The 22,387-nt window shown below is 73.4% G+C and carries 26 protein-coding genes; 13 read left to right on the top strand and 13 right to left on the bottom strand.

Features of this window, described 5'->3' with window-relative positions:
- Positions 1–2: 2 nt before the first annotated feature.
- Positions 3–728: a PP2C family protein-serine/threonine phosphatase gene (locus tag ACFOW4_RS02520; RefSeq protein ID WP_377524042.1), complete on the bottom strand. Its 726-nt coding sequence runs from the start codon at positions 726–728 to the stop codon at positions 3–5.
- Positions 729–955: 227 nt separating this feature from the next.
- On the opposite strand from ACFOW4_RS02520, the gene ACFOW4_RS02515 reads away from it, so the two are divergent.
- The 5 genes from ACFOW4_RS02515 to ACFOW4_RS02495 all read left to right on the top strand — a co-directional run bounded on the left by ACFOW4_RS02515 (position 956) and on the right by ACFOW4_RS02495 (position 3,696).
- On the top strand, positions 956–1,222 hold the full coding sequence (locus ACFOW4_RS02515; protein ID WP_377524040.1) for a cellulose binding domain-containing protein: 267 nt from the start codon (positions 956–958) through the stop codon (positions 1,220–1,222).
- Positions 1,223–1,325: 103 nt separating this feature from the next.
- Positions 1,326–1,583, top strand: coding sequence for a hypothetical protein (locus tag ACFOW4_RS02510; RefSeq protein ID WP_377524039.1), 258 nt, complete (start codon positions 1,326–1,328; stop codon positions 1,581–1,583).
- A gap of 124 nt (positions 1,584–1,707) precedes the next feature.
- On the top strand, positions 1,708–1,887 hold the full coding sequence (locus ACFOW4_RS02505; RefSeq protein WP_377524037.1) for a hypothetical protein: 180 nt from the start codon (positions 1,708–1,710) through the stop codon (positions 1,885–1,887).
- The gene (locus ACFOW4_RS02500) at positions 1,887–3,149 is read left to right on the top strand and encodes an MFS transporter (RefSeq protein WP_377524036.1); all 1,263 of its coding nucleotides are present in this window, start codon (positions 1,887–1,889) and stop codon (positions 3,147–3,149) included. The genes ACFOW4_RS02505 and ACFOW4_RS02500 overlap by 1 nt, the downstream gene beginning before the upstream one ends.
- A gap of 13 nt (positions 3,150–3,162) precedes the next feature.
- The gene (locus tag ACFOW4_RS02495) at positions 3,163–3,696 is read left to right on the top strand and encodes a GNAT family N-acetyltransferase (RefSeq protein WP_377524033.1); all 534 of its coding nucleotides are present in this window, start codon (positions 3,163–3,165) and stop codon (positions 3,694–3,696) included.
- A 27-nt stretch (positions 3,697–3,723) separates the two neighbouring features.
- On the opposite strand, the gene ACFOW4_RS02490 is transcribed toward ACFOW4_RS02495, so the two are convergent.
- Genes ACFOW4_RS02490 through ACFOW4_RS02470 form a run of 5 tightly spaced genes read right to left on the bottom strand, consistent with a single transcriptional unit; the run spans position 3,724 to position 8,265 of the window.
- Positions 3,724–3,981 carry a UBP-type zinc finger domain-containing protein gene (locus ACFOW4_RS02490; RefSeq protein WP_377524031.1) on the bottom strand — a complete coding sequence of 86 codons (258 nt, stop codon included), beginning with the start codon at positions 3,979–3,981 and terminating at the stop codon, positions 3,724–3,726.
- Positions 3,978–5,552: a Na+/H+ antiporter gene (locus ACFOW4_RS02485; RefSeq protein WP_377524028.1), complete on the bottom strand. Its 1,575-nt coding sequence runs from the start codon at positions 5,550–5,552 to the stop codon at positions 3,978–3,980. The genes ACFOW4_RS02490 and ACFOW4_RS02485 overlap by 4 nt, the downstream gene beginning before the upstream one ends.
- Before the next feature lie 27 nt (positions 5,553–5,579).
- Entirely contained in the window at positions 5,580–6,545 is a 966-nt protein-coding gene (locus tag ACFOW4_RS02480; RefSeq protein ID WP_377524026.1) for a TIGR03885 family FMN-dependent LLM class oxidoreductase, read from the bottom strand.
- A 31-nt stretch (positions 6,546–6,576) separates the two neighbouring features.
- Positions 6,577–7,989 (bottom strand): NADP-dependent succinic semialdehyde dehydrogenase, encoded by a 1,413-nt coding sequence (locus tag ACFOW4_RS02475; protein ID WP_377524023.1) that lies wholly within the window; start codon positions 7,987–7,989, stop codon positions 6,577–6,579.
- Between the two features lie 12 nt (positions 7,990–8,001).
- Entirely contained in the window at positions 8,002–8,265 is a 264-nt protein-coding gene (locus ACFOW4_RS02470) for a DUF6343 family protein (protein ID WP_377524022.1), read from the bottom strand.
- 107 nt (positions 8,266–8,372) lie between these two features.
- Here ACFOW4_RS02470 and ACFOW4_RS02465 point away from each other — a divergent pair, with 107 nt between their 5' ends.
- Positions 8,373–8,966, top strand: coding sequence for an antibiotic biosynthesis monooxygenase (locus ACFOW4_RS02465; RefSeq protein ID WP_377524020.1), 594 nt, complete (start codon positions 8,373–8,375; stop codon positions 8,964–8,966).
- A gap of 119 nt (positions 8,967–9,085) precedes the next feature.
- Positions 9,086–9,934, top strand: a complete 849-nt coding sequence (locus ACFOW4_RS02460; protein ID WP_377524018.1) for a GDSL-type esterase/lipase family protein — start codon at positions 9,086–9,088, stop codon at positions 9,932–9,934.
- Between the two features lie 28 nt (positions 9,935–9,962).
- On the opposite strand, the gene ACFOW4_RS02455 is transcribed toward ACFOW4_RS02460, so the two are convergent.
- The 3 genes from ACFOW4_RS02455 to ACFOW4_RS02445 all read right to left on the bottom strand — a co-directional run bounded on the left by ACFOW4_RS02455 (position 9,963) and on the right by ACFOW4_RS02445 (position 11,887).
- A complete protein-coding gene (locus ACFOW4_RS02455; protein WP_377524016.1) occupies positions 9,963–10,718 on the bottom strand; it encodes an EcsC family protein in 756 nt (251 codons plus the stop codon).
- 50 nt (positions 10,719–10,768) lie between these two features.
- Entirely contained in the window at positions 10,769–10,915 is a 147-nt protein-coding gene (locus ACFOW4_RS02450; protein ID WP_377524015.1) for a hypothetical protein, read from the bottom strand.
- Positions 10,916–11,020: 105 nt separating this feature from the next.
- Positions 11,021–11,887 (bottom strand): peptidase M23, encoded by an 867-nt coding sequence (locus ACFOW4_RS02445; protein WP_377524013.1) that lies wholly within the window; start codon positions 11,885–11,887, stop codon positions 11,021–11,023.
- 421 nt (positions 11,888–12,308) lie between these two features.
- Between ACFOW4_RS02445 and ACFOW4_RS02440 the strand changes: the two genes are divergently transcribed.
- The 3 genes from ACFOW4_RS02440 (at position 12,309) to ACFOW4_RS02430 (ending at position 14,472) form a co-directional block, all read left to right on the top strand.
- Complete coding sequence (locus tag ACFOW4_RS02440) at positions 12,309–13,229, top strand: proteasome assembly chaperone family protein (protein ID WP_377524011.1); 921 nt, start codon at positions 12,309–12,311, stop codon at positions 13,227–13,229.
- Positions 13,230–13,328: 99 nt separating this feature from the next.
- Positions 13,329–14,126 (top strand): exodeoxyribonuclease III, encoded by a 798-nt coding sequence (locus ACFOW4_RS02435; RefSeq protein ID WP_377524009.1) that lies wholly within the window; start codon positions 13,329–13,331, stop codon positions 14,124–14,126.
- Between the two features lie 28 nt (positions 14,127–14,154).
- A complete protein-coding gene (locus tag ACFOW4_RS02430; protein ID WP_377524008.1) occupies positions 14,155–14,472 on the top strand; it encodes an antibiotic biosynthesis monooxygenase family protein in 318 nt (105 codons plus the stop codon).
- Between the two features lie 155 nt (positions 14,473–14,627).
- Here the strand turns inward: ACFOW4_RS02430 and ACFOW4_RS02425 are convergent, their stop codons facing one another.
- Positions 14,628–15,107 carry a winged helix-turn-helix transcriptional regulator gene (locus ACFOW4_RS02425; RefSeq protein WP_377524006.1) on the bottom strand — a complete coding sequence of 160 codons (480 nt, stop codon included), beginning with the start codon at positions 15,105–15,107 and terminating at the stop codon, positions 14,628–14,630.
- A 319-nt stretch (positions 15,108–15,426) separates the two neighbouring features.
- Here ACFOW4_RS02425 and ACFOW4_RS02420 point away from each other — a divergent pair, with 319 nt between their 5' ends.
- Positions 15,427–16,881, top strand: coding sequence for an MFS transporter (locus ACFOW4_RS02420; RefSeq protein WP_377524005.1), 1,455 nt, complete (start codon positions 15,427–15,429; stop codon positions 16,879–16,881).
- A 12-nt stretch (positions 16,882–16,893) separates the two neighbouring features.
- Here the strand turns inward: ACFOW4_RS02420 and ACFOW4_RS02415 are convergent, their stop codons facing one another.
- A complete protein-coding gene (locus ACFOW4_RS02415) occupies positions 16,894–17,619 on the bottom strand; it encodes a class F sortase (protein WP_377524003.1) in 726 nt (241 codons plus the stop codon).
- A 7-nt stretch (positions 17,620–17,626) separates the two neighbouring features.
- On the bottom strand, positions 17,627–18,163 hold the full coding sequence (locus ACFOW4_RS02410) for a hypothetical protein (protein WP_377524002.1): 537 nt from the start codon (positions 18,161–18,163) through the stop codon (positions 17,627–17,629).
- A 211-nt stretch (positions 18,164–18,374) separates the two neighbouring features.
- On the opposite strand from ACFOW4_RS02410, the gene trmB reads away from it, so the two are divergent.
- Both trmB and ACFOW4_RS02400 read left to right on the top strand, forming a co-directional pair.
- On the top strand, positions 18,375–19,004 hold the full coding sequence (trmB, locus tag ACFOW4_RS02405; protein WP_377524063.1) for a tRNA (guanosine(46)-N7)-methyltransferase TrmB: 630 nt from the start codon (positions 18,375–18,377) through the stop codon (positions 19,002–19,004).
- 88 nt (positions 19,005–19,092) lie between these two features.
- On the top strand, positions 19,093–21,606 hold the full coding sequence (locus ACFOW4_RS02400) for a DEAD/DEAH box helicase (protein WP_377524000.1): 2,514 nt from the start codon (positions 19,093–19,095) through the stop codon (positions 21,604–21,606).
- Positions 21,607–21,657: 51 nt separating this feature from the next.
- Here the strand turns inward: ACFOW4_RS02400 and ACFOW4_RS02395 are convergent, their stop codons facing one another.
- The gene (locus tag ACFOW4_RS02395) at positions 21,658–22,377 is read right to left on the bottom strand and encodes an MBL fold metallo-hydrolase (protein WP_377523999.1); all 720 of its coding nucleotides are present in this window, start codon (positions 22,375–22,377) and stop codon (positions 21,658–21,660) included.
- Positions 22,378–22,387 lie beyond the last annotated feature (10 nt).

The following is a 22,387-nucleotide window of genomic DNA, read 5'->3' as shown; positions in this document are numbered from 1 at the left end:
GGTCACTCCGCAACCACGTCGGCGATGACCACCGTGATGTTGTCCGGCCCGCCGGCGTGCAGCGCCAGGTCGATCAGCTTGGCCGCGCACGTCGCCCGGTCCGGGTAGCCGGCCAGCACCTCGGTGAGGGTGTCCGGACGGACCACGTTGGAGAGTCCGTCGCTGCACAGCAGCCATCGGTCGCCCGCCCGGGGCACCATCGTGGCGTACGACGGGGAGACAACGTCGCCCTGCAACGCCTGGGTCACCACGGCTCGCCGGGGGTGGCTGCTGGCCTGGTCGGCGGTGATCACACCCTGCTCGACGAGCATCTGCACGAAGGTGTCGTCGCGGGTGATCTGCTTGAGCACCCCCTCCCGGAACAGGTAGGCCCGGGAGTCGCCGATGTGGGCCAGCGCCAGGCACGTGCCGGTACGCGCGAAGAGCAGGGCGGTCAACGTCGTGCCCATGCCCTGCCGCTCGGGGTCCTCGACGACCGCTTGGCGGATCCGCTCGGTGGCCAGCTCGATGCCGCTCTGCAGCGCGGCCACCAGCGCGTCCTCCGGGGTCTCCACGTCCAACGGAGCGACCGCGTCGATGGTGAGCGCGCTCGCCAGGTCGCCCGCCGCCATCCCGCCCATGCCATCGGCGACGGCGACGAGCCAGGTGCCGGCGTGCAGGGCGTCCTGGTTACCGCTACGGATCAGCCCACGGTCGCTCGTTCCCACGGAACGCAGCTTCAGGGTCATGGGAGGCAGCCTGCCAGGCGAAGGGCGCAGTTGTCTCTAGGAGATCAGGACGACGGCGCGTGGCGCGGCGAATCTCACGCCCCGGGCGACCCGGGCGGTCCCGCCGGAAGGCGTCGCCCGCCGTCGGCGACCGCCCTCGTCCCGCACCAGATCCCATCCAGTCGGATCGATTGACACGACGCAGTGACGCTGGAAACATCGAACCAATACCGGGAGCGCTCCCAGTCATGCTGACCATCCGCAACACCGGTGCCACCACCGTCAGCGGATGGACCGCCCGGTTCGCCTTCACCGGCGACCAGAAGGTCCGCGAGGCGTGGCTGGCAAAGGTCAGCCAGTCCGGCGCGACGGTCACCGCGCGCAACGAGTCGTACAACGCGAGGATCGAGCCGGGTGGCACGGTGACGTTCGGCTTCAACGCGACCACCGCCGGCGGGGCCAACCCCGATCCGGGCCTGGTCACAGTCAACGGCGCAGCCTGCACCGCCTCCTGACCGATAGTCGTCGAGCCGGTGGCCTCCCGCTCCTGAGGAGTCCACCGGCGGCACCCGCGCCGAGCGCCACGGCGGCTGGAGCGGCGCACCTACCATCGCGGACATGGATGGACGGGCGTGGATCCTCATCGGAGCGGCTGCCCTGTCGGTGGCCGCGTTGCTGGTCGTCGTGCTGCGACGGCGTCGTACCCCGGTCGACGAGCCCGACGCGGCGATGCGCCGGGCCCGCCGGGCGATCCAGCGGAGCCGCCACGACCAGCGCCGCCGGCGCCGCGGCAGCATGCGCGGCAAGGGGTACGGCGGGGACGACGGCCAGGCCAGCAGCGCGGGCGTCACCAGCGACTCCGGCGGCATGCCCTGACCCCTGCACGCCGTCCGGCGAGGCCCGCGCGTACCCGACGCGGGACGACTTCGCACGTCCACTGTGACCGGCCTCGCGTCGTTCGGGGCTGCCATCCCCACCCGGCCTGCCTAACGTCGGCAGCATGACCGTCAACGGGGACGTGGCCCTCGACCTGGACGCGGTGCGCGTCGCCGTCGCCCGGCAGGTCGAGCGGGCGACCGAGGGCATCGACGACATGGAGCGCCACCTCGCCTCCCACTGGGGCGACCGGGTCGCCGAGCTGATCACCGCGGTCTCCGCGGCCGTGCCTACCTCGCGCTGATGCGGGGCTGTTCGCCGCTGCCGCCGCCGGGGCGGCTGCGCACCCTCTCCCTCGCCACCCTGGCCAACACCGTCGGGTCGGGGCTGTGGCTGACCGGGGCGGCCCTCTACCTCACCCGGGACGTGGGGCTCTCCGCGGTCCAGGTGGGCACCGGGCTCAGCGTCGCCGGGCTGGTCGGGTTGACCGCCAGCGTGCCGCTCGGCGGCCTCGCGGACCGGCGTGATCCGCGTACGCTGCGCGCGGTCCTGCAACTGGGTCAGGCGGCGGTCGCCGCGGCGTACCTGCTGGTCGGCTCGTTCCCGGTCTTCCTGATCGTCGCGGTGCTCGAACTGCTGCTGGCCTCCGGCAACCTGGCGGTTCGCGCCGCGCTGGTCGCCGCCGTCGCCGGCCCGCAGGGACGGGTGCGCGCCTTCGCCACGCTGCGGGCGGTGGCGAACCTGGGCATCGCGGTCGGGGCTGGGCTGGGCGGGTTCGCGCTGGCCGCCGACACGCACCTGGCGTACCAGATCCTGGTGGCCGGCAACGCGGCCACCTATCTGGTGTCGGCGGCGCTGCTGCTGCGGCTGCCGGCCTACCCGCCGGTGCGGCGGCCTTCGACGGCCTCCGCCACACCCCGGGTGCGGGCGCTGCGCGACGGTCGTTTCCTCGCGGTGAGCGCCGCGTCGGCGGTGCTCGGCCTGCATCAGACGGTGCTCACGCTGGTCGTGCCGCTCTGGGCGGTGACCATTGTCGGGGCGCCCCCGCCCGTCGTGTCGGCGGTGCTGCTGACCAACACGGCGCTCACCGTCCTGCTGGCGGTGCGCCTGAGCCGGGGCGCGGACACCGCCGCCCCAGCGGCCCGGCAGCTGCGCCGGGCGGGCCTGGTGCTGGCTGCTGCGATGCTGCTGTACTCGGCCACGGCCGGCCTGCCCACCGCCGGAGCGATCGCGTTCTTGCTGGTCGCGACCGTCGTCTTCACCGTCGGCGACCTGTGGCACGGCACCGCCGGGGCGGGGTTGGCCTACGATCTGTCGCCGCCGGACGCGGTCGGTGCGTACCAGGGGGCGGACGGGATGTTGGCCGGTCTGGCCCGGGCGGTCGGCCCGGCGCTGCTGACGCTGGTGGTCCTCCACGGTGGGGTGCCCGGCTGGCTGGCCGTCGCCGGGCTCTTCACCGGAGTGGGCCTGGCCAGCCCCGCCCTGGTCCGATGGGCGCTGGCCACCCGTCCGGCAGCCGACACGGCGGGCGTGGTCCGGGTGCCCGTCGGCGGGGAACCGCTGTAGCAGCATGGCCGGCATGACCGAGAGGCAGACCATCGACGTCCATCCCGGTGGGCCGGACGACGCCGGCACCGTGCTGCGGCTGCTCGACGGCGCGACCGCCTGGCTGGTGGCGCGCGGCCGGACCGGCCAGTGGGGCACCCAGCCCGCGTCGACCGATCCGCGCCGGATCGCCCAGGCCGACGCCTGGGCGTCCGGCGGCGGCCTGTACCTGGCGATGCTCGGCAATGCTCCGGTCGGCGCGCTGGTCGTCGGCGCCGCCACCGAGGACGTTCCACCGGCCACCGAGCCGGAGCTCTACGTGCGGCTGCTGGTCACCGATCGGGCGCATGCCGGCCTGGGGATCGGGGCGCGGCTGCTGGACCACGCCGCGGAGCTGGCCCGGGCGCGCGGGCTGGGGCTGCTGCGGGTGGACTGCTACGGCGGCGATGACCGGGCGCTGGTCCGCTTCTACGAGGGCTGCGGCTTCACCGCCACCGACCCGTTCACCGTCACGCGCCCGGGACGCGAGCCGTGGCCCGGCCAGCTCCTCGTCCGGCGGCTCGACTGACCGCCGATCTCGTGGCGGTAGGGCCGCTCAGCCGATCTCCTCGTCGATGAAGCACCAGCGCCACGCCTCGCCCGGCTCCACCGAGCGCATCACCGGGTGGCCGACGGACTGGAAGTGCCTGGTGGCGTGCTGGTTCGGCGACGAGTCGCAGCAGCCGACGTGCCCGCAGGTCAGGCAGGCGCGCAGGTGCACCCAGTTGGCGTCGCCGATGGCGACGCAGTCGGGGCACTCGTCGGTGGTGCTGGGCTCGGCGGCGCCGGCCTCGGTGAGGTGCGTACAGCTCACTTCTCCACCTCCTGGTGCAGCAACGACTCTTCCAGGTCCAGATCACGATAGGCCCGCACCAGCACCTCCTCCGGAATACGGCCGGCGTCCCGGGCGGCCCGGAACACCTCCCGCTCAGCGTCGATCATCTCCTGCCGCAGCCGACCGTACGCCTGCGAGGGGGTTTCCCGCCCGGTGCCGCCGAGCCGTTCCCAGGCCAGGTTGGTGCGGTCGTCCAGCACCCGGCGCAGTCGGTCCACCACCGCCGCCGGGGCGCTGTCGGCCAGCTTGTCGAGGCGGTCCCGGGCGGCCCGGCTGGCCTGCTGCTGCACGCCAGCGGCGGAGAGCGCGTCCTGTACCGGGTCGTCGGGCGGCAGCCGGAGCCGACGGGCGACGAACGGCAGGGTGGCTCCCTGGCCGACCAGCGTCACCACGATCACCGCGAACGCCAGCCAGATGAACAGCGCCCGCGGGTACGGCGCGTTGTCGGCCAGGGTCAGCGGCAGGGCCAACGCGGCCGCGAGGGTGACCACGCCGCGCATGCCGGCCCAGCCGATCACGACCGGGAACTTCGCCGACGGGGCGGGGTCGCGATGGCGGATCCGGGGCACCAGCCGGGCGAGGTAGGTGGCCGGGAAGACCCAGACGAACCGGGTGAGGATGACGGCGGCGAGCACCGCGAGGGTGACCGTGGTGAGCGAGCCGAGCGGTTCGTCGAGGTCGCGCAGCACCTCCGGCAGTTGGAGCCCGACCAGCAGGAACACCAGCCCCTCCAGCAGGAAGCGAGCCAGCCGCCAGAACGCGCCGACCTGGAGCCGGGAGGCCGCCGACATCAGCCGGGGCAGCTTGTGGCCCAGGGCCAGCCCGGTGACCACCACGGCGACCACGCCGGAGGCGTGCACCTCCTCGGCGGCGAACACCACCGCGAACGGGATGATCAGCGACAGCGCGTTGTCCAGCAGCGGGTCGTTGATCCGCCGGTGCAGGAAGCCGAAGATCAGCGCGCCGATCGCCCCGATCAGGATGCCGCCGCCGGTGGCCCGGAGCACCTCGATCGCCACCTCGGTGGTGCCGACCGCCGAGCCGATCGTGGCCAGCGTCGCCACCCGCAGCAGCACCAGCGCGGTGGCGTCGTTGATCAGGCTCTCGCCCTCCAGGATGGTGACCACCCGGCGGGGCAGTCCGACCCGCCGGGCGACCGCGGTGGCGGCCACCGCGTCCGGGGGCGCCACCACGGCGCCGAGGGCCAGGCAGACAGCGAACGGCACCGCCGGCAGCAGCAGGTGCACCACCAGCCCGACCACGAACGCGGTGAACAGCACCAGGCCGACGGCGAGCAGCAGGATCGGCCGGATGTTGTTCTTGAACGCCGGCACCGAGGTCTCCAGCGCGGCGACGTAGAGCAGCGGCGGCAGGATGCCGATCAGCACCAGCTCCGGATCGAGCTCGACCTGCGGGAAGCCCGGCACGAAGGAGAGCGCCAGGCCGAGCACGACCAGCAGGATCGGCGCGAGCAGACCCAGCCTGCGGGCCAGCGCCGCGCCGAAGGTGGCGATCGCCAGGAAGACGACGACCGGGAAGAGGCTTTCCATGAGGTACGAGCCTAGGGGGCGGCGCGATCAGCCCGTCGGACGCAGCTTCGGCAGCACTTCCGCGCCGAACGCGTCGATGAACCCGCGCTGCTGCCGCCCCACGTGGTGCAGGGCGATCTGGTCGAACCCGAGAGCCACGTACTCCTCCAGCCACCCGACGTGCCGGCCGAGGTCGGCCGAGATGTTGACCACCTCGGCGACCCGCGCCGGTGGCACGTCCGCGGAGACCGCGTCGAAGTGTTCCGCGGTCTCCAGGTCCCAGCAGATGGGCGGGGCGAAGACGTTGCTGCGCCACTGCTCGTACGCGATCGCCTCGGCCTCGGCCTGCTCCGGCGCCCAGCTCAGGTGCACCTGGAGGTGCAGCGGACCGCGCCCGCCCGCGTCCCGGTACGCGTCGATCATCTGCCGCAGGTGCTCGACCGGGGCGTTCACGGTGATCAGGCCGTCCGCCCACTCGGCGCACCAGCGGGCGGTGGCCACGCTGACCGCGGCGCCGACGAGCGCCGGCGGCTGCTCGGGTCGGGTCCACAGCCGGGCCCGGTCCACCCGCACCAGCCCGTCGTGGCTGACCTCCTCGCCGGCCAGCAGCGCCCGGATGACGTCCACGCACTCGCGCAGTCGGGCGTTCCGCACGTCCTTGCGCGGCCAGCCGTCGCCGGTGATGTGCTCGTTGCTGGCCTCGCCGGTGCCCAGCGCCGCCCAGAACCGCCCCGGGTACATCGCGCCCAGGGTGCCGATCGCCTGCGCGATGATCGCCGGGTGGTAGCGCTGGCCGGGCGCGTTGACCACTCCGTACGACAGGCCGGTGGCCTGGAGCGCGGCGCCCAGCCAGGACCAGGCGAAGCCGGACTCGCCCTGCCGGGCGCTCCACGGGGAGAAGTGGTCGGAGCACATGGCGGCGCCGAAGCCGGCCCGCTCGGCGTGGATCACCGCCTCCAGCAGGGCGCGGGGGTGGACCTGTTCGTGGGACGCGTGGAAGCCGAACACCGTCATGAGCGCAGTTCCTACCCAGGACGGCGTCCGGCTACTCCGCGTGCGCCCCGGCGCCGGCCGAGGCGGCCCCCTCGCCCACCCAGACCGTCTTGGTGTTGCAGAACTCCCGCATGCCCAGCGCGGACAGCTCCCGCCCGTAGCCGGAGTTCTTCACCCCGCCGAACGGCAGATCCGGATAGGAGGTGGTCATGCCGTTGATGAAGACGTTGCCGGCGTCCAGGTCGACGGTGAAGCGCTCCTGCTCGGCCGGGTCGCTGGTCCAGGCGTTCGAGCCGAGGCCGAACGCGGTCCCGTTGGCCACCTCGATCGCCTCCTCGTACGAGGAGACCCGGTAGAGGCCGGCGACCGGGCCGAAGACCTCCTCGGCCCACATCCGCATCTGCGGGGTGAGATCGGTGACCACGGTCGGCGGGTAGTACCAGCCGGCGCCGGCCGGCAGTTCGCCGCCGCAGAGCACGGTGGCGCCCTGCTCGACCGCGTCGCGTACCTGGGCGTGGATCTCGTCGCGGCCACGCTCGCTGGCCAGCGGGCCGACGTCGGTGTCGTCGTCCATCGGGTCGCCGACCCGCAGCGCGGACATGTTGGCGGCGAACTTCTCGGCGAAGGCGTCGAAGACGTCGGTGTGCACGATGAACCGCTTCGCGGCGATGCACGACTGGCCGTTGTTCTGGCAGCGGGCGGTGGTGGCCACCTCGGCGGCCCGGTCCAGGTCGGCCGAGGGCATCACCACGAACGGGTCGCTGCCGCCCAGCTCCAGCACGGTCTTCTTCAGCTCCCGACCGGCGATCTGGGCGATGGAGCGGCCGGCCCCCTCACTGCCGGTGAGCGTGGCGGCGCGTACCCGGGGGTCGCTGAGGATCTTCTCGACCGCCTCGGATCCGACCAGCAGGGTGGTGAACGCCCCCTCCGGGAAGCCGGCGCGGCGGAACACGTCCTCCATGAGCAGCGCGGTCTGCGGCACGTTCGAGGCGTGCTTGAGCAGGCCGGTGTTGCCGGCCATCAGGGCCGGCGCGGCGAAGCGCATCACCTGCCAGAGCGGGAAGTTCCACGGCATCACCGCGAGCACCGGCCCGATCGGCTGGTAGCGGACGAACGCCCGGGTGGCCTTGACCGCCCCGGCGTCGGCCGGCTCGTCGGCGAGGAAGGTCGGTGCCTTGGCGGCGTAGAAGCGGCAGGCTGCGGCGCACTTGGTCACCTCGGCCTTCGCCGACGCGTACGTCTTGCCCATCTCGGTGGTCATGATCCGGGCGATCTCGTCACGCTCGGCCTCCAGCAGGTCGGCCGCCGCGGTCAGCCACCGGCCGCGCTGGTCGACCGTGGTGCCGCGCAGCTGCTGGTACGCCAGGTCGGTGCGCTCGATGGCCGCGTCGAGCTGCTCGGTGGACATCGCTTCGAACGTCTTGAGCACCTGTCCGGTGGCGGGGTTGGTGGTGGCGATGGGCATCTCGTCCTCCAGTCACTCGAACAGTGAGTGCCGTACGCCGGGCTCCTCGCGCCGGCGCGCGGCGCGGCGGCGCTGGATGATGACCAGGTCGACCACGGCGACCACCGCGAAGATCACGCACAGTACGCCGAGCACGATCACGTCGGCCCGGAACGCCAGCACCGCGAAGAGCACCATGATCACCAGCCCGAACGCGGCGAGGGCGAGCCGGAGGTTCAACGCGCTGTACGCGTGCCCGACCGTGCCACGGGCGCGCCGGGGCTGCGATCTCGTCATGTTCCCGACCTACCCCCGATCGGCGGCGTTAACCGGCCAGCGGGCCGCTCCGGTGGGCTCGGTTACATCCGTTCGCCAGGATCGATCCCCGCCCGGAGGATGGGCCCATGACCACGACCCACGCGGTGCCGGTGACCGTCGCCATCGCCCGACGCGCCGATCCGGCCCGGGCCAGCGAGATGGTGGCCTGGATGCGGGCCGGCACCGCGCTGGCCGAGGCGTTTCCAGGGTTCCTCGGCGCCGGCTGGGTGCAGAGCGGCCCGGGCTCCTCGGAGTGGCACATGCTCTACCGCTTCGCCGACGCCGAGACGCTGCACCGCTGGGAGGAGTCGCCGCAGCGGCACTGGTGGCTCAGCTCGGCGCAGGGCATCGTCGAGCACGCCCGGGTCGAGCGGCGTACCGGGATCGAGGGTTGGTTCGACCCGCCGGTGGAGCACTGGGTGGACCCGGTCGAGCCGATCGCGCCGGCGTCGCCGCCGCGCTGGAAGCAGGCGGTGACGATCTGGCTGGCGTTCTTTCCGCTGAGCCTCACCGCCACCCTGCTGACGAGCCGGTTCCTCGCCGAGGTGCCGCTGGCGGCCCGGGTGCTGCTGATGACACTCTGCCTGACCCCGCTGATGACCTACCTGGTGCTGCCGCGGATCACCCGGGCGCTGCATTGGTGGCTGCACGGCCAGACGGCTCCCTGGCGCAGCTCATAGCACCTCGGAGGCGCCGGCGGTGGTGCTCTGCCGCATAGCCGACAGCGACTCTCCGACCGGCCGCGTCCTGCGCATAGAGTTACCACGCCGTTGCTCTGTGCTGCAAGACGGGGGGAATCATGCCTCGACGCTGGGTCGCCGCCGTGGCCTGCCTCGCCGCGCTGGTCGCGCTCGCCTGCGAGGGGGGCACGTCGGCGACTCCCCGCCCGTCCCGCAGCGCCCAGCCCGGCGGCCCGGGCGGCATCGCGGCGCTCGGCGACTCGATCAGCACCGGCTTCGCCTCCTGCCTGGTGCTCACCTCCTGCGAGCGCAACTCCTGGTCGACCTGCGACGGCATGCGGGTGCGCAGCCACTACCGGCGCCTGCTCGACCAGGATCCGGCCATCCGGGGGCGGACCCACAACCACGCCCGGCCGGGCGCCCGCGCCGACGCCCTGGCCGGCCAGGCCCGGGCGGCGGTACGCGACCGCGTCGACTACGTCACCGTGCTGATCGGGGCCAACGACGTCTGCCGGGGCGGGGTGGACGCAATGACGCCGGTGGCCGAGTTCCGGGCCGACATCGACCGGGGCCTGCGGGCGCTGCGGACCGGCCGGCCGAAGGCCCGGGTGCTGGTGGTGAGCATTCCGGACCTCTACCGGCTCTGGGAGGTCGGGCACGGCGACCCGCGTGCGGTGCGCGCCTGGCGGCGGGGGGTCTGCCCGGCGCTGCTGGCCGAGCCGACCTCCACGGCGCCCGCCGACCGGGCCCGCCGGGCCGCCGTGCGGGACCGCATCGACGCGTACAACGCGCAGTTGGTGGCCGCCTGCCGGGCGTACGGCTCGCGCTGCCGGCACGACGGCGGCGCGGTGCACAAGGTGCGGTTCACCCTGGACCTGGTGAATCCGCTGGACTGGTTCCACCCCAACGCCGCGGGGCAGGGCCGGCTGGCCGAGGTGACCTGGCGCTCCTCCGGCCTGGCCGACTGAGCGTACACGCCAGCGGGCCGCCCCGCGCTCACCAGTGGCGGGGCTCCGGCACGACGGTGCCCCGCGGGCGGTAGAGCGCCCGGGACCGCTCGGCGAGGTCCTTGGTGGCCGAGGAGTTGGCCCAGGTGCCGAGCACGATCGCCGCGCCGGGCACGATCTTGGCGGCCACCCGCTTGGCCGCCCGGACGCCGGCCATCTGTGCCAGCCGGACACCGAGGCGCAGCATCACCTTGCCGATCGGGCGCTGCCCACCGACGCCGAACAACGCGTCGGCGCGCTCCCGGCCCGCGGCCACCCCGAGCGCCAGCCGGGCGCTCTCGGCGACCTTGTGCACCCGCTGGAGCACCAGCAGGTCGGTGGCCCGGTCGGTGTGCAGCGGGTCGACGTCGTACACGGCGGCGATGTGCAGCACCATCCGCGCCTGTGTCCAGGCGAGCACGCCCACGTCGAGCACCGCGCCGGGCAGGCCGGCCGCGCCGGAGACCGCCCCGGACAGGCGGGCGCGGTTGACGAACCGGCGTACCACCTGGTCGGCCAGCGCGTCGGCGGAGACGCCGGGCTGCTCGGCCCGGGCCCGCCGCGCCCACTGCGCGGCCTCCGGACCGAGCCGGCGTACCGCCTCCAGGGCGAGGTGCTCCGGGGCGTACTGCGGATCGTCACGCATCCGGTCCCAGAGCCGGGCCGGCGGCCCTTCCGGAACCTCCGGCGGTGGGGCGGGCAGCTCCGCGGCCGGCTGGGGGGCGGGCGGACCGGACTGGCCGTTGGCGGGTGGGGAATCGGTCACCGGGTCTCCCGAGGGGGTCGGCACGGCGGGCAGGACGGCCGGCGCAACGGTCAGCGGCGGCGGTTGGACAGCCGGCCCGCCAGACCCTTGAGCCTCTGCTGATTCTCGGGCTTGGCCAGCTCGCGCCGACCCTTGTCGACCAACTGCTGCCCCTTCGGTGATCTGAGGAAGGTGGTGATCCGCTGCATCAGTGACATGGCGTCCTCCGGTCGGTGATCCCTGCGTCATGTGTACCCCGAACTCGCAAGGGATGTACCCGGGATCACCCAGCGGCAACCCCTACCGTCCACTGTGGTCGCAGGTTACCGTTCGCTCGGCACGATGGCGTCGACGACCCTGGTGGCCCGCCATTCGTGCTGCTGGTAGTACTCGGGGTACGCGGAGACCTGCACCGCCTGCGCGGCGTCGGTGAGCCGCATCTGCTGCCAGCCGGGCACCTGCTCGAGGGCGGTGAGGAACTGCCGGGTGGCGAACTCCGGGTCCATCAGGTCGCCCACCGGGCCCCAGCCGCTGCTGGACCGCTGCTGGAACAGCCCGACCGAGTCGTGGTCCCAGCCGACGCCCTGGTGCGGGTGGTCCATCGACTCGGGCAGCACGCCGCTGGCGACGTTGTAGAGGTTGCTCTCCTGCATCGCGGTGGCGACGGCGATGACCAGCGCGCGGCGGGGCACGCCCATCTCGCGGCCGGCCCGCACGATCGCCTCGGCGTTCCGCATCTGTGTCCGGTCCAGCCCGGCCACGGGGGCCGGGGCGCTCGGCCGAGTCGGGGTGACCTTGCGGGCGCGCGGAGTGGTGTCCGGGTCGGCGGGGGTCGCCGTGGCGGAGACAGCGGCGGTCGCCGTGGGGGCGGTGCGGTCGTGGCCGCGGTCGTGGCCGCGGGACGCGGTCTGCTGCTCGGTGCGCTGGGCCAGCTCCGCGCCGGCGGCCACCGGGTGTACCCGGGCACCGGCGTTCGCCGAGTGGACCTGCGCGAAGGCCGTCAGGCCGAGGCAGCACACCACGCCGGTGGCGAGGGCCACCCGGGCGCGGCCGGCGCCGCCCACCAGCTCCGTCGCGTACGCCCGGAGGCGGCGCGGGGTGGTTGTCCGTTCGGTTGAGGTGCCATCCTCCGTACGGGTTGTGGGTTCACTCGGGGCGTACGGGTCATCGAGGGTGCCGTCGTCACGCATCAGCCGAGGCTAGGCAGATGCCCGCGGCGATTACCCACGGTGATCATGTGGCGTCGGCCACACCTCGGGGGTGCGGTGGTGGACGAGCGGGGCGGGTCGACCCGCCCGGGGAACACACCTCACGTACCGGAAAAATGGGATCGGGCACGCGGGGCGACCGCAGTGGCGGCAGGACGGGGCATCGCGCCCCAGCGAGGTCCATGATCGCCAAACTCACCCGTCCGGCCGATCCGACCCTCCCCCGAACGGAGTGCCGGGCCGGCCGGATCGAGGGATTCGAGGCATTCGTCCGACCCGCCGCGCCCGCCGGGCGGCGGATCGGCCGCCGCAGGAATGCACGAGGATGGCGGGTACGTTGCCCGAACGGGTGCCGTCCGTCGTGTCGGCAACCCGTAGGCACATTCCAGGGAGGTCCGCACCGGTGCTCGACCCACACGAGCTCTACCAGCTCACCGACGATCTGCCCGACCTCGGGCAACCGGTCCTGATCCAGGCCCTCACCGGGTTCGTGGACGCCGGCAACGCCAGCCGGCTCGCGCGCGAACAGCTGCTCACCTCGCTGGAGGCACGGCCGATCGCCACCTTCGACGTCGACCAGCTCTTCGACTACCGCTCCCGGCGGCCGGTGATGACCTTCGTCGAGGACCACTGGGAGAGCTTCGACGCGCCGAAGCTCGAGCTGCACCTGCTGCACGACGACGACGAGACACCGTTCCTGCTGCTCACCGGCCCCGAGCCGGACCTGCAGTGGGAGCGGTTCACGGCTGCGGTCGCCGGGCTCGCCGCGCGGCTGGACGTCCGGCTCACCGTGGGGCTCAACTCGATCCCGATGGCGGTGCCGCACACCCGGCCCACCGGAGTGACCGCGCACGCCACCCGGCGCGAGCTCATCGCGGGGTACGAGCCCTGGTTGCAGCGGGTGCAGGTGCCGGGCAGCGTCGGCCACCTGCTGGAGTACCGCCTCGGCGAGCAGGGCCGCGACGCGCTCGGTTTCGCCGCCCACGTGCCGCACTACGTGGCGCAGACCGAGTACCCGGCCGCCGCCGAGGTGCTGCTCGCCTCGGTGTCCCGCAGCACCGGGCTGCTGCTGCCCAGCGACGGGCTGCGCTCCGCCGCCGAGGTGGTCCGGGTGGAGATCGACCGGCAGGTCGCCCAGACCGAGGACGCCGCCGCGCTGGTCCAGGCTCTGGAGGAGCAGTACGACGCGTTCGCCCGGGGTCGCGGCGAGAAGAGCCTGCTCGCCCCGGAGACCGGCCCGCTGCCGACCGCCGACGAGCTGGGCGCGGAGCTGGAGCGGTTCCTGGCCGAACAGACCCGCCCCGGCGACACGCCCGGGAGCTGACCACGCCGGCCCGGCCGCGGCCACCGGGGACGGCCGGGTCGGCGCGACACCCCGGCCGCTGACCCGGCGTCCGAGCGACGGATGCGGCAGGCTGGGGACATGCGTCTGGCGACCTGGAACGTGAACTCGGTGAAGGCCCGGCTGCCCCGGCTGCTGGAGTGGCTGGCCGGCACCGGGCCGGATGTGGTCTGCCTGCAGGAGACCAAGTGCCCGGACGGCGCCTTCCCGGTGGCCGAGGTGGGCGAGCTGGGCTACACCGTGGCCAGCCACAGCGACGGCCGGTGGAACGGGGTGGCGATCCTGTCCCGGGTCGGCCTGACCGACGTCGCGGTCGGCTTCCCCGCCGAGCCCGGCTTTCCCGAGCCGGAGGCCCGGGCCATCTCGGCCACCTGCGACGGGGTGCGGGTCTGGTCGGTGTACGTGCCCAACGGCCGGGCGCCGGACGACCCGCACTACGCGTACAAGCTGGCCTGGTTCGCCGCGCTGCGCGACGCGCTGGACGCGGAACTGGCCGGCGGGCGCCCGCTGGCCGTCTGCGGCGACTTCAACGTCGCCCCGACCGACGCGGACGTCTGGGACCCGGCGGTCTTTACCCACTCGACCCACGTCACCCCGGCCGAGCGGGCGGCCCTCGCCGCGCTGCGCGACCTGGGGCTCACCGACGTGGTGCCCACCCCCATGAAGGGGCCGCACCCGTTCACGTACTGGGACTACCGCGCCGGGATGTTCCACCAGAACAAGGGCATGCGGATCGACCTGGTGTACGCGTCCGCGCCGTTCGCCCGGGCGGTCCGCTCGGCGTACGTGGACCGGGAGGCCCGCAAGGGCAAGGGCCCCTCCGATCACGCCCCGATCGTGGTCGACGCGGAGCTGGTACCCGCCGTCGAGGGGTTCTGAGCCCACCGGCGCTGGCTAGGGTGGGGACATGGCAGTCGTGAAGATCAACGCGATCGACGTTCCGCCGGGTGCCGGCGCGGAGCTGGAGAAGCGGTTCGCCGCCCGAGCCGGAACGGTGGAGAACTCCCCCGGCTTCCTCGGCTTCGAGCTGCTCCGGCCGGTGGCCGGGGAGACCCGCTACTTCGTCTACACACGCTGGGAGAGCGAGGAGGCGTACCAGGCCTGGGCCGCCGGCCCGTCCCGCGCCGCGCACGCCAGCGGCCCCGGCGAGCAGCAGCGCCCTCCGGTCGCCTCGGGCGCCACCCTCCTGGAGTTCGAGGTGGCCCTGCACGTCCCCCAGCCCTAGACGCCGGTGGCACGGTCGGGGCGGTTGTCGTGACCCGGTACCCAGTCGGGCATGACGTCGCCCGCGGCCGTCAGCGAGCGCCTTCGACCGCGAGGTCCGCCGCGATCATTGAACAGACGGCCAGGTCATGCGCCTTTCGGGTGGGCCACCCAGCGTCAGACGCGGCGGATGAGGCCGGGGCCGGCGGCGATGTCTACCTCGCCGTCGACGACGTCGTGGCCGGCGGCGCAGCGGATGACCGCGCGGACCGGCTCGCCGCAGTCGCGGTGGGTGGCGAGGACGGAGGGGCCGGCCTCGTCGGCGGCCCAGGTGTCGCCCCAGTTGCGCAGCGCGGTGATGACCGGCATCAGCTCCCGGCCCTTGCGGGTGAGCTGGTACTCGTGGCGGGTGCGCTGTCCCGGCTCCCGATAGGGGATCCGTTCGAGTACGCCCGCGGCGACCATCTCCTTGAGTCGGGCCGCCATCGCGGGCTCACCGATCCCGACCCGGTGGACGAAGTCGTCGAAACGGCGCGTGCCGAGCAGGGCTTCGCGCATGATCAGAATCGTCGACCTGCTGCCCACGATGTCCATCGCGCGGGCGATCGAGCAGTTCTCCGACGACCAGGCGTCCCGGTTCTCCCGTAGCTCGTTCATGCCATCCAGCGTACGAGCTGACTTGCGCAATCGCTAGTCAGGTGCTTCACTGGGCCGTGGCTAGCTTTCCTATGCGCAAGTCAGCTCGGCCCGTCCGGTGCTGCCCGTGGCGGCCATGACCGGCTCCACCCGCCTCCCCGCCCGCTGCCGCACGCACCGGCTGCCGGCGCGGACCGACCCGTCAGGATCCCTCGTGACCGAGCAACGCATCACCACGGCCCCGGCCGGATCAGCAACCCCGCGGCAGGCGAGCGAAGCCGCGCCGTCCGCCACCCGGCGACCCCCCGTTCGCGGCTCCCACGCGGTGACCCTCGTCGCCATGTGCCTGGGTTCCCTGATCGTGTTCTTCCAGCTCACCGCGACCGTGATCAGCCTGACCACCATCCAGCGGGACCTGCACGTGAGCCCGACCACCCTGGTCTGGATCCCCAGCGCGTACACCCTGATGGTGGCGAGCCTGGTGCTGTCCGCCTCGACGCTGGGCAACAGGTACGGGCGCAGGCGCATGTTCGCCACCGGCGTCATCGCCATGATCCTCGGCGGCGCCGTCCTGACCTTGGCCCCCAACCCGGCCTGGGTCATCACCGGCCAGCTGGTGGCCGGTCTCGGCGGGGCGCTGATCCTGCCGAACAGCCTGGCGATCCTCGGCGCGACCTTCACCGATCCGCACCGCCGTACCGAGGTCATCACCGCCTGGTCGGGAGCCTCCGGCGTCGGCCTGTCGATCGGCCCGCTGGTCGCTGGCGCCCTGCTGCGGCACCACCACTGGCACAGCGCGTTCCTGTCGACCATCGTGCTAGGCGTGGTGACCCTCATCGTGACCGCGATCGGGGTCGCTGAGTCCCGGCAGGGCGCGGGCCGCCTCGACGTGGCCGGCCTGCTGCTCGGCACCCTCGCCATCGCCGCCTGCGTCTACGCCCTGATCCGGGGCGGTCGTGACGGCTACACCAGCCCGGCGGTGGCCGTGACCTGGCTCGTCGCCGCCGCCGCGCTGGTCGGGTTCGTGCTCGTCGAGTTGCGCGCCACCGCGCCGATGCTGGACGTGCGGTTGTTCCGGGCCCCCTCGTTCAGCGCCGTCAATGTCGTGGCCGCGGTGTCGCTGTTCGGCTTCACCGGGGTGTCGATCCTGCTCGTCCTGTTCCACGAGCGCGCCCAGGCCCTCGACCCGCTGGACACCGGCTGGCGGATGCTGGTGCTCTTCGGCGCCTACGCGGTCGTCGCGCTGGCCGTCGGGCGGGCGGTCCGCCACACCGGCTTCAAGGCGCCACTCACCGCCGGTCTGGTCCTCGGCGCCGTGGCCAGCTTCGGTTTGGCCGCCCAGGGTCCGGCGACCCCGTTCGGCCAGCGCTGGCCGCTGCTGGCGCTGTTCGGCGTCGCCAGCGCCCTGGTGGCCTCCCCGGCCACCGCGGCGGCGCTCGCCAGTGTCGCGCCCGCCCAGGCGGGCATGGCCTCCGGCGCGGTCAACGCCGCCCGTCAGATCGGTGCCGTGCTCGGCGCGTCGGTGCTGGGCACCCTGCTCACCACCACGTTCCTCGGCGACCTGCCCGGCCGGCTCGCCGCCCACCAGGTGGCCGAGCCCACCCGTACCGCCGTGCAGGCGGCGGCCGCCGCCGGCACCACCGGCAGCCAGCCGCTGCCCGACCCGGTGCGGACGGCGCTCGCCGAGGCCCTGACCAACGGCGTACAGGCCGGACTGCGGGTCAACGGCGTCCTCTTCCTGCTCACCGCGGTGCTCGCGGTGACCCTGGTCCGCAACCGGCCGCACCACCACTAGGCGCGGCGCGCGTCACGGCTGGCGGGCCGACTGGTAGGCGGCGAAGACGATGATGTTGTCGGCGTAGCCGGTGCGGCCACCCACCCAGTCGCCGCCGCAGGTGATCAGCCGCAGGCCGGGCGGGCCGTCGTGACCGTAGATCCGCTCGGCCGGCAGCCGGTCCTTCGGGAAGTGCTCGACGGTGTCGACCCGGAAGACCACCACCGACCGGTCGGCCCGGGTCACCTCGATCAGGTCCCCGGGACGCACCTTGCCCAGGTCGTGGAAGACCGATGGCCCGCTTTTGGTGTCCACATGCCCGACGATCACCGCCGGGCCGGGTTCACCGGGGGTGGGCCCGCGGTCGTACCAGCCGGTCTCGTTGTGCCGCTCCAGCGGCGGTACGGCGATGGAGCCGTCGGCCGCCTGCCCGACCGGCGCCACCGGCGCGGCGATCCTGATCGACGGTACGGAGAGCCGGATCGGACGGCTGGCCGACAGCCCGACGGACTCGCTGCGCGAGGGCCGGTCGCCGCCGGCGGCCGCCCAGTCGAGCGGGTCCACCGAGCGGCCCAGACCCGCACCGGTGGCGAAGACACCGACCAGCACCAGCACCACGGCCAGCGGCACCGACCAGGGGCTACGACCGGGCGGGCGGCTACGCCGCGGCGCGACGGCGGTCGGCGGGCGGGACGCCACCGGCGGAGACCCGCCCGGCGGGGAGCCGGCGGGCGGGGACGCGGGTCGGAAGATCTCCATGGCGGCCTCAGCGGCGGGCGACGCCACGGACGGTACGCGGCCGGCGCAGGGCCAGCACGGCGAGGACCAGCCCGGTGATGGTCAGCGCCGCGCCGCCGGGCAGCAGCAGGTTGCCGGTCATGCCACCGGCACCGCCACCGAAGCCGGTGGCCGGGCCGCGGCTGGGCTGCACCTTCCTGACCACCTGGAGCATGGTCGACGCGGTCTCGCCGTCGCGGCACTCCAGCTTGACGCGGTAGTTGCCGGGTCGGGTGCGCTCGCGCACCATCGGCGCGGCGGTGAGCACCCCGCCCTGCGGCTGCACGGCGATCCGCCCGAAGGCGTCGGAGACCACGATGGCGCCCACCGAGTTGTCCCGGCAACTGGCCCGGATGCCCACCAGGTAGCCGGGTTGCACGGTGCCCGGGCTCACCTCGACGAAGACGTCCACCACCGGAGCGGGCGGGGACGGGGTGGGCTGCGGCGCGGCCAGGGCGGGGCTGACGGCCAGCAGCGGACCGGCCAGCGCGGTCGCCACCGACAGGGTCACGCGGATCGCTGCCACGATGCCCCCTCCCGACGCCGTAGGACGCTCCCGGGCGGCGGACCGCCCGCTTCGCCGTACGAGATGGATCCTCTCACTCCCGGTCGCACATCACACCCGATCCGCCCGCGGCGTCGCGTACGCTCGGGTCGCTGTGACCTCCACCGACCACGCCGCCGAAGCCGCGCCCACGAGCCGGACCATCCGTACCTTCCATCCGCGCCGGGGCCGGATGAGCGACCGGCAGACCGACGCGCTCGACCGGCTCTGGCCGGCGTACGGCCTGGACGTGCCGGACGGGTCCGGCCCGCCCGTCGACCTGGCCGAGCTGTTCGGTCGCCGGGCCCCGGTGGTGCTGGAGATCGGCTCGGGCATGGGTGACAGCACCGCCGCGATGGCCGCCGCCGACCCGGATCGAGATTATCTGGCGGTCGAGGTGCACACGCCGGGAATCGCCAACCTCCTCGACCTGGCACACGGTCGTGGCCTGGGCAACGTGCGGGTGGCCCGGGGCGACGCGCTGGAGCTGGTCCGCCGGCTGCCCGAGGCTTCTCTGGACGCGGTGCACGTCTTCTTCCCGGACCCCTGGCCCAAGGCCCGCCACCACAAGCGGCGGATCATCCAGCCGGCGCACGTGGCGCTGCTGCGCTCCCGGCTGGCACCGGGCGGCACACTGCACTGCGCGACCGACTGGGCGGAGTACGCCGAGGCGATGCGGGAGACGCTGGACGCCGACGCGGAGCTGGTCGACGTCCACGGCGGTTTCGCGCCCCGCCCGGCGCACCGCCCGGTGACCAAGTTCGAGCAGCGGGCACTCACCGCCGGCCGCCCGATCGCGGACCTGATCTACCGGCGGCGGTGACCGCGCGCACGTTCGGCTCGCCCGGACGGGGGTCCGGCCACCAGCCGGTTGGCGCCGGAGGGCATGATCCAGGCACCATGGACGCGCTATGACGCTCACCGCCGCGCTGCCGACAAGCGCCGACCCCGACACCCTCTTCGACGCGTTCGCCGGCTGGGCGAAGGAGCGCGGCCTCGACCTCTACCCCCACCAGGAGGAGGCGGTCATCGAGATCGTCTCCGGCGCCAACCTGATCATGAACACGCCGACCGGCTCGGGCAAGAGCCTGGTCGCCGTCGCGGCCCACTTCGCGGCGCTGGCCGACAGCCGCACGACCTTCTACACCGCGCCGATCAAGGCGCTGGTGTCGGAGAAGTTCTTCGCCCTCTGCGAGATCTTCGGCGCCGAGAACGTCGGGATGCTGACCGGCGACGCGAGCGTCAACGCCGACGCCCCGATCATCTGCTGCACCGCGGAGATCCTGGCCAACCTCGCGCTGCGCGAGGGCGACCGGGCCGACGTCGGCCAGGTGATCATGGACGAGTTCCACTTCTACGCCGAGCCGGACCGCGGCTGGGCCTGGCAGGTGCCGATCATCGAGCTGCCGCAGGCGCAGTTCATCCTGATGTCCGCCACGCTCGGTGACACCACCCGGTTCGTCGACGACCTGACCCGGCGCACCGGGCGGCCGACCGCCGTCGTCCGCTCGGCTGAGCGGCCGGTCCCGCTGCTCTTCTCGTACGCGATGACGCCGCTGCACGAGACCCTGGAAGAGCTGCTGGAGACCAAGCAGGCCCCGGTGTACGTCGTGCACTTCACCCAGGCCGCCGCGCTGGAGCGGGCCCAGGCGCTGATGAGCGTCAACGTGTGCAGCCGGGCCGAGAAGGACATGATCGCCGAGGCGATCGGTGGTTTCCGGTTCACCTCCGGCTTCGGCAAGACGCTGTCCCGGCTGGTCCGGCACGGCATCGGCGTGCACCACGCGGGCATGCTGCCGAAGTACCGCCGGCTCGTGGAGACCCTCGCCCAGGCCGGCCTGCTCAAGGTGATCTGCGGCACCGACACCCTCGGCGTGGGCATCAACGTGCCGATCCGCACCGTGCTCTTCACCGGCCTGAGCAAGTACGACGGCACCCGTACCCGGCTGCTCAAGGCCCGCGAGTTCCACCAGATCGCCGGTCGCGCCGGGCGGGCCGGCTTCGACACCATCGGCCGGGTGGTGGTGCAGGCCCCCGAGCACGTGATCGACAACGAGAAGGCCCTCGCCAAGGCCGGGGACGACCCGAAGAAGCGGCGCAAGGTGGTCCGCAAGAAGCCGCCGGAGGGTTCGATCGGCTGGGGTCAGCCCACCTTCGACCGGCTCGTCGACGCCGAGCCGGAGCCGCTCACCTCCAGCTTCCAGGTCAGCCACTCGATGCTGCTCAACGTCATCGGCCGCCCCGGGGACGCGTTCACCGCGATGCGGCACCTGCTCACCGACAACCACGAGGAGCCCGCGGCCCAACGCCGGCACATCCGCCGCGCCATCGCCATCTACCGGGCGCTGCGCGCCGGCGGGGTGGTCGAGGAGCTGGCCGAGCCGGACGAGACCGGCCGCCGGGTGCGACTCACCGTCGACCTCCAGCTCGACTTCGCGCTGAACCAGCCGCTCTCTCCCCTCGCCCTGGCCACCATCGAGCTGCTCGACTCCGAATCGCCGTCGTACGCCCTCGACGTGCTGTCGGTGATCGAGTCGATCCTCGACGACCCACGGCAGATCCTCTCCGCGCAACAGTTCAAGGCGCGCGGCGAGGCGGTCGCCGCGATGAAGGCCGAGGGCATCGAGTACGAGGCCCGCCTCGAACTGCTCGACGAGGTCACCCACCCGAAGCCGCTCGCCGAGCTGCTGGAGGCCGCGTACGAGATGTACCGGCAGGGGCACCCCTGGGTCGCCGACCACCAGCTCTCCCCCAAGGCCGTGGTCCGCGACATGTACGAGCGGGCGATGACCTTCACCGAGTACGTGCAGTTCTACGGGCTGACCCGCTCGGAAGGTCTCGTGCTGCGCTACCTGGCCGACGCGTACAAGACGCTGCGGCAGACGGTGCCCGAGGACGCCAAGACCGAGGAGCTGATCGACCTCATCGAGTGGCTGGGCGAGCTGGTCCGCCAGGTCGACTCCAGCCTGATCGACGAGTGGGAGCGGCTGCGCAACCCGTCCGACGTGGCCGAGGTGGCGAAGGCCCACGCCGCCCTGGACGACCGCCCGCCGGCGGTGACCCGCAACGCCCGCGCCTTCCGCGTGCTGGTACGCAACGCGCTCTTCCGCCGGGTCGAGCTGGCCGCGCTGCGGCGCTGGGACCTGCTCGCCGAACTGGACGCCGCCGACGGCTGGGACTACGACGCGTGGGCCGACGCCCTGGCGCCGTACTTCGAGTCGTACGACTCGATCCGCGTCGGCCCGGACGCCCGTGGCCCGGCGCTGCTGATGATCGAGCAGGGTCGGGAGCGCTGGACCGTCCGGCAGATCTTCGACGACCCGGACGGCGACCACGACTGGGGCATCAGCGCCGAGGTCGACCTGGCCGCCTCGGACGAGATCGGCGCCGCCGTCATCCGGATCACCGACGTCGGCCAGCTCTGACGCGTTTCCGAAGCGCGGGCTGCGCACACCACCGGCGATGCCCGGCTCCACTCACCGGGCCTCCGCCACCGCCTTGATCTGGCGCACGGCCTCGCGGACGCCACCGTTCCACGGTGCGCCGTGGCCGGGGAGGATCCACGTCGCCCGCAGGTCCTCGACGCGGGCGAGTGAGGCGAGCGCCAGCGCCGGGTCGTCGGTGAACGGCGCCGGCTGCGGACCCTGCCGGCCGGTCAGCACGTTCCGGGTGGTGAGCGCGTCCCCGACGAACACCGCGTCGGCGACCGGCACGTGCACGGCGATGCTGCCCGGCGAGTGGCCGGGCATCCCGATTACGCGCGGGGCACCGGGCAGGTCGAGCACCTGACCGTCCTCCACGGCGGTCACCTCGGTGAGGTAGGTCGTGCGCAACCCGCCCTTGCGGCTCGCGTACCAGAGGAAGCGCGCCGTCGCACCCACCTTGAACTTCCCGAAGGACGCCTCGGGCTTGACCTCGCCCCGGGCGCGGGCGGCGTCCGCGCTGTGCACGTGGACCGGCACGCCGTGATCGCGCCGGAGCCGCTCGGCGAACCCGATGTGGTCGGTGTCGCCGTGGGTGAGGATCAGGCCGCGGACGTCGGCGAGCGAACGGCCCATGCCGGACAGCTCCGCCACCAGCTCCGACCAGTGGCCGGAGAGCCCGGCGTCCACGACGGTCACGCCCTCCTCCGTTTCGATCAGGTAGGCGGCGACGATGTCGTTGCCGATGCGGTGCAGGTGCGGGCCGAGCCTCATGGGTGCCTCC

This window comes from Micromonospora sp. GCM10011542 (assembly GCF_042650685.1).
Taxonomy (GTDB): Bacteria; Actinomycetota; Actinomycetes; order Mycobacteriales; family Micromonosporaceae; genus Micromonospora.
This window is presented reverse-complemented; position numbering and strand designations above follow the sequence as displayed.

Excerpts from the sequence above, each read along its gene's own strand:
- ACFOW4_RS02415 (WP_377524003.1), bottom strand. The coding sequence starts at position 17,619 with ATGGAGATCTTCCGACCCGCGTCCCCGCCCGCCGGCTCCCCGCCGGGC.
- ACFOW4_RS02495 (WP_377524033.1), top strand. The coding sequence starts at position 3,163 with ATGACCGAGAGGCAGACCATCGACGTCCATCCCGGTGGGCCGGACGAC.
- ACFOW4_RS02430 (WP_377524008.1), top strand. The coding sequence starts at position 14,155 with ATGGCAGTCGTGAAGATCAACGCGATCGACGTTCCGCCGGGTGCCGGC.
- ACFOW4_RS02435 (WP_377524009.1), top strand. The coding sequence starts at position 13,329 with ATGCGTCTGGCGACCTGGAACGTGAACTCGGTGAAGGCCCGGCTGCCC.
- ACFOW4_RS02520 (WP_377524042.1), bottom strand. The coding sequence starts at position 728 with ATGACCCTGAAGCTGCGTTCCGTGGGAACGAGCGACCGTGGGCTGATC.
- ACFOW4_RS02515 (WP_377524040.1), top strand. The coding sequence starts at position 956 with ATGCTGACCATCCGCAACACCGGTGCCACCACCGTCAGCGGATGGACC.
- ACFOW4_RS02460 (WP_377524018.1), top strand. The coding sequence starts at position 9,086 with ATGCCTCGACGCTGGGTCGCCGCCGTGGCCTGCCTCGCCGCGCTGGTC.
- ACFOW4_RS02395 (WP_377523999.1), bottom strand. The coding sequence starts at position 22,377 with ATGAGGCTCGGCCCGCACCTGCACCGCATCGGCAACGACATCGTCGCC.
- ACFOW4_RS02505 (WP_377524037.1), top strand. The coding sequence starts at position 1,708 with ATGACCGTCAACGGGGACGTGGCCCTCGACCTGGACGCGGTGCGCGTC.
- ACFOW4_RS02510 (WP_377524039.1), top strand. The coding sequence starts at position 1,326 with ATGGATGGACGGGCGTGGATCCTCATCGGAGCGGCTGCCCTGTCGGTG.
- ACFOW4_RS02475 (WP_377524023.1), bottom strand. The coding sequence starts at position 7,989 with ATGCCCATCGCCACCACCAACCCCGCCACCGGACAGGTGCTCAAGACG.
- ACFOW4_RS02400 (WP_377524000.1), top strand. The coding sequence starts at position 19,093 with ATGACGCTCACCGCCGCGCTGCCGACAAGCGCCGACCCCGACACCCTC.
- ACFOW4_RS02420 (WP_377524005.1), top strand. The coding sequence starts at position 15,427 with ATGTGCCTGGGTTCCCTGATCGTGTTCTTCCAGCTCACCGCGACCGTG.
- ACFOW4_RS02425 (WP_377524006.1), bottom strand. The coding sequence starts at position 15,107 with ATGAACGAGCTACGGGAGAACCGGGACGCCTGGTCGTCGGAGAACTGC.
- ACFOW4_RS02485 (WP_377524028.1), bottom strand. The coding sequence starts at position 5,552 with ATGGAAAGCCTCTTCCCGGTCGTCGTCTTCCTGGCGATCGCCACCTTC.
- trmB (WP_377524063.1), top strand. The coding sequence starts at position 18,375 with ATGAGCGACCGGCAGACCGACGCGCTCGACCGGCTCTGGCCGGCGTAC.
- ACFOW4_RS02470 (WP_377524022.1), bottom strand. The coding sequence starts at position 8,265 with ATGACGAGATCGCAGCCCCGGCGCGCCCGTGGCACGGTCGGGCACGCG.
- ACFOW4_RS02445 (WP_377524013.1), bottom strand. The coding sequence starts at position 11,887 with ATGCGTGACGACGGCACCCTCGATGACCCGTACGCCCCGAGTGAACCC.
- ACFOW4_RS02465 (WP_377524020.1), top strand. The coding sequence starts at position 8,373 with ATGACCACGACCCACGCGGTGCCGGTGACCGTCGCCATCGCCCGACGC.
- ACFOW4_RS02450 (WP_377524015.1), bottom strand. The coding sequence starts at position 10,915 with ATGTCACTGATGCAGCGGATCACCACCTTCCTCAGATCACCGAAGGGG.
- ACFOW4_RS02480 (WP_377524026.1), bottom strand. The coding sequence starts at position 6,545 with ATGACGGTGTTCGGCTTCCACGCGTCCCACGAACAGGTCCACCCCCGC.
- ACFOW4_RS02500 (WP_377524036.1), top strand. The coding sequence starts at position 1,887 with ATGCGGGGCTGTTCGCCGCTGCCGCCGCCGGGGCGGCTGCGCACCCTC.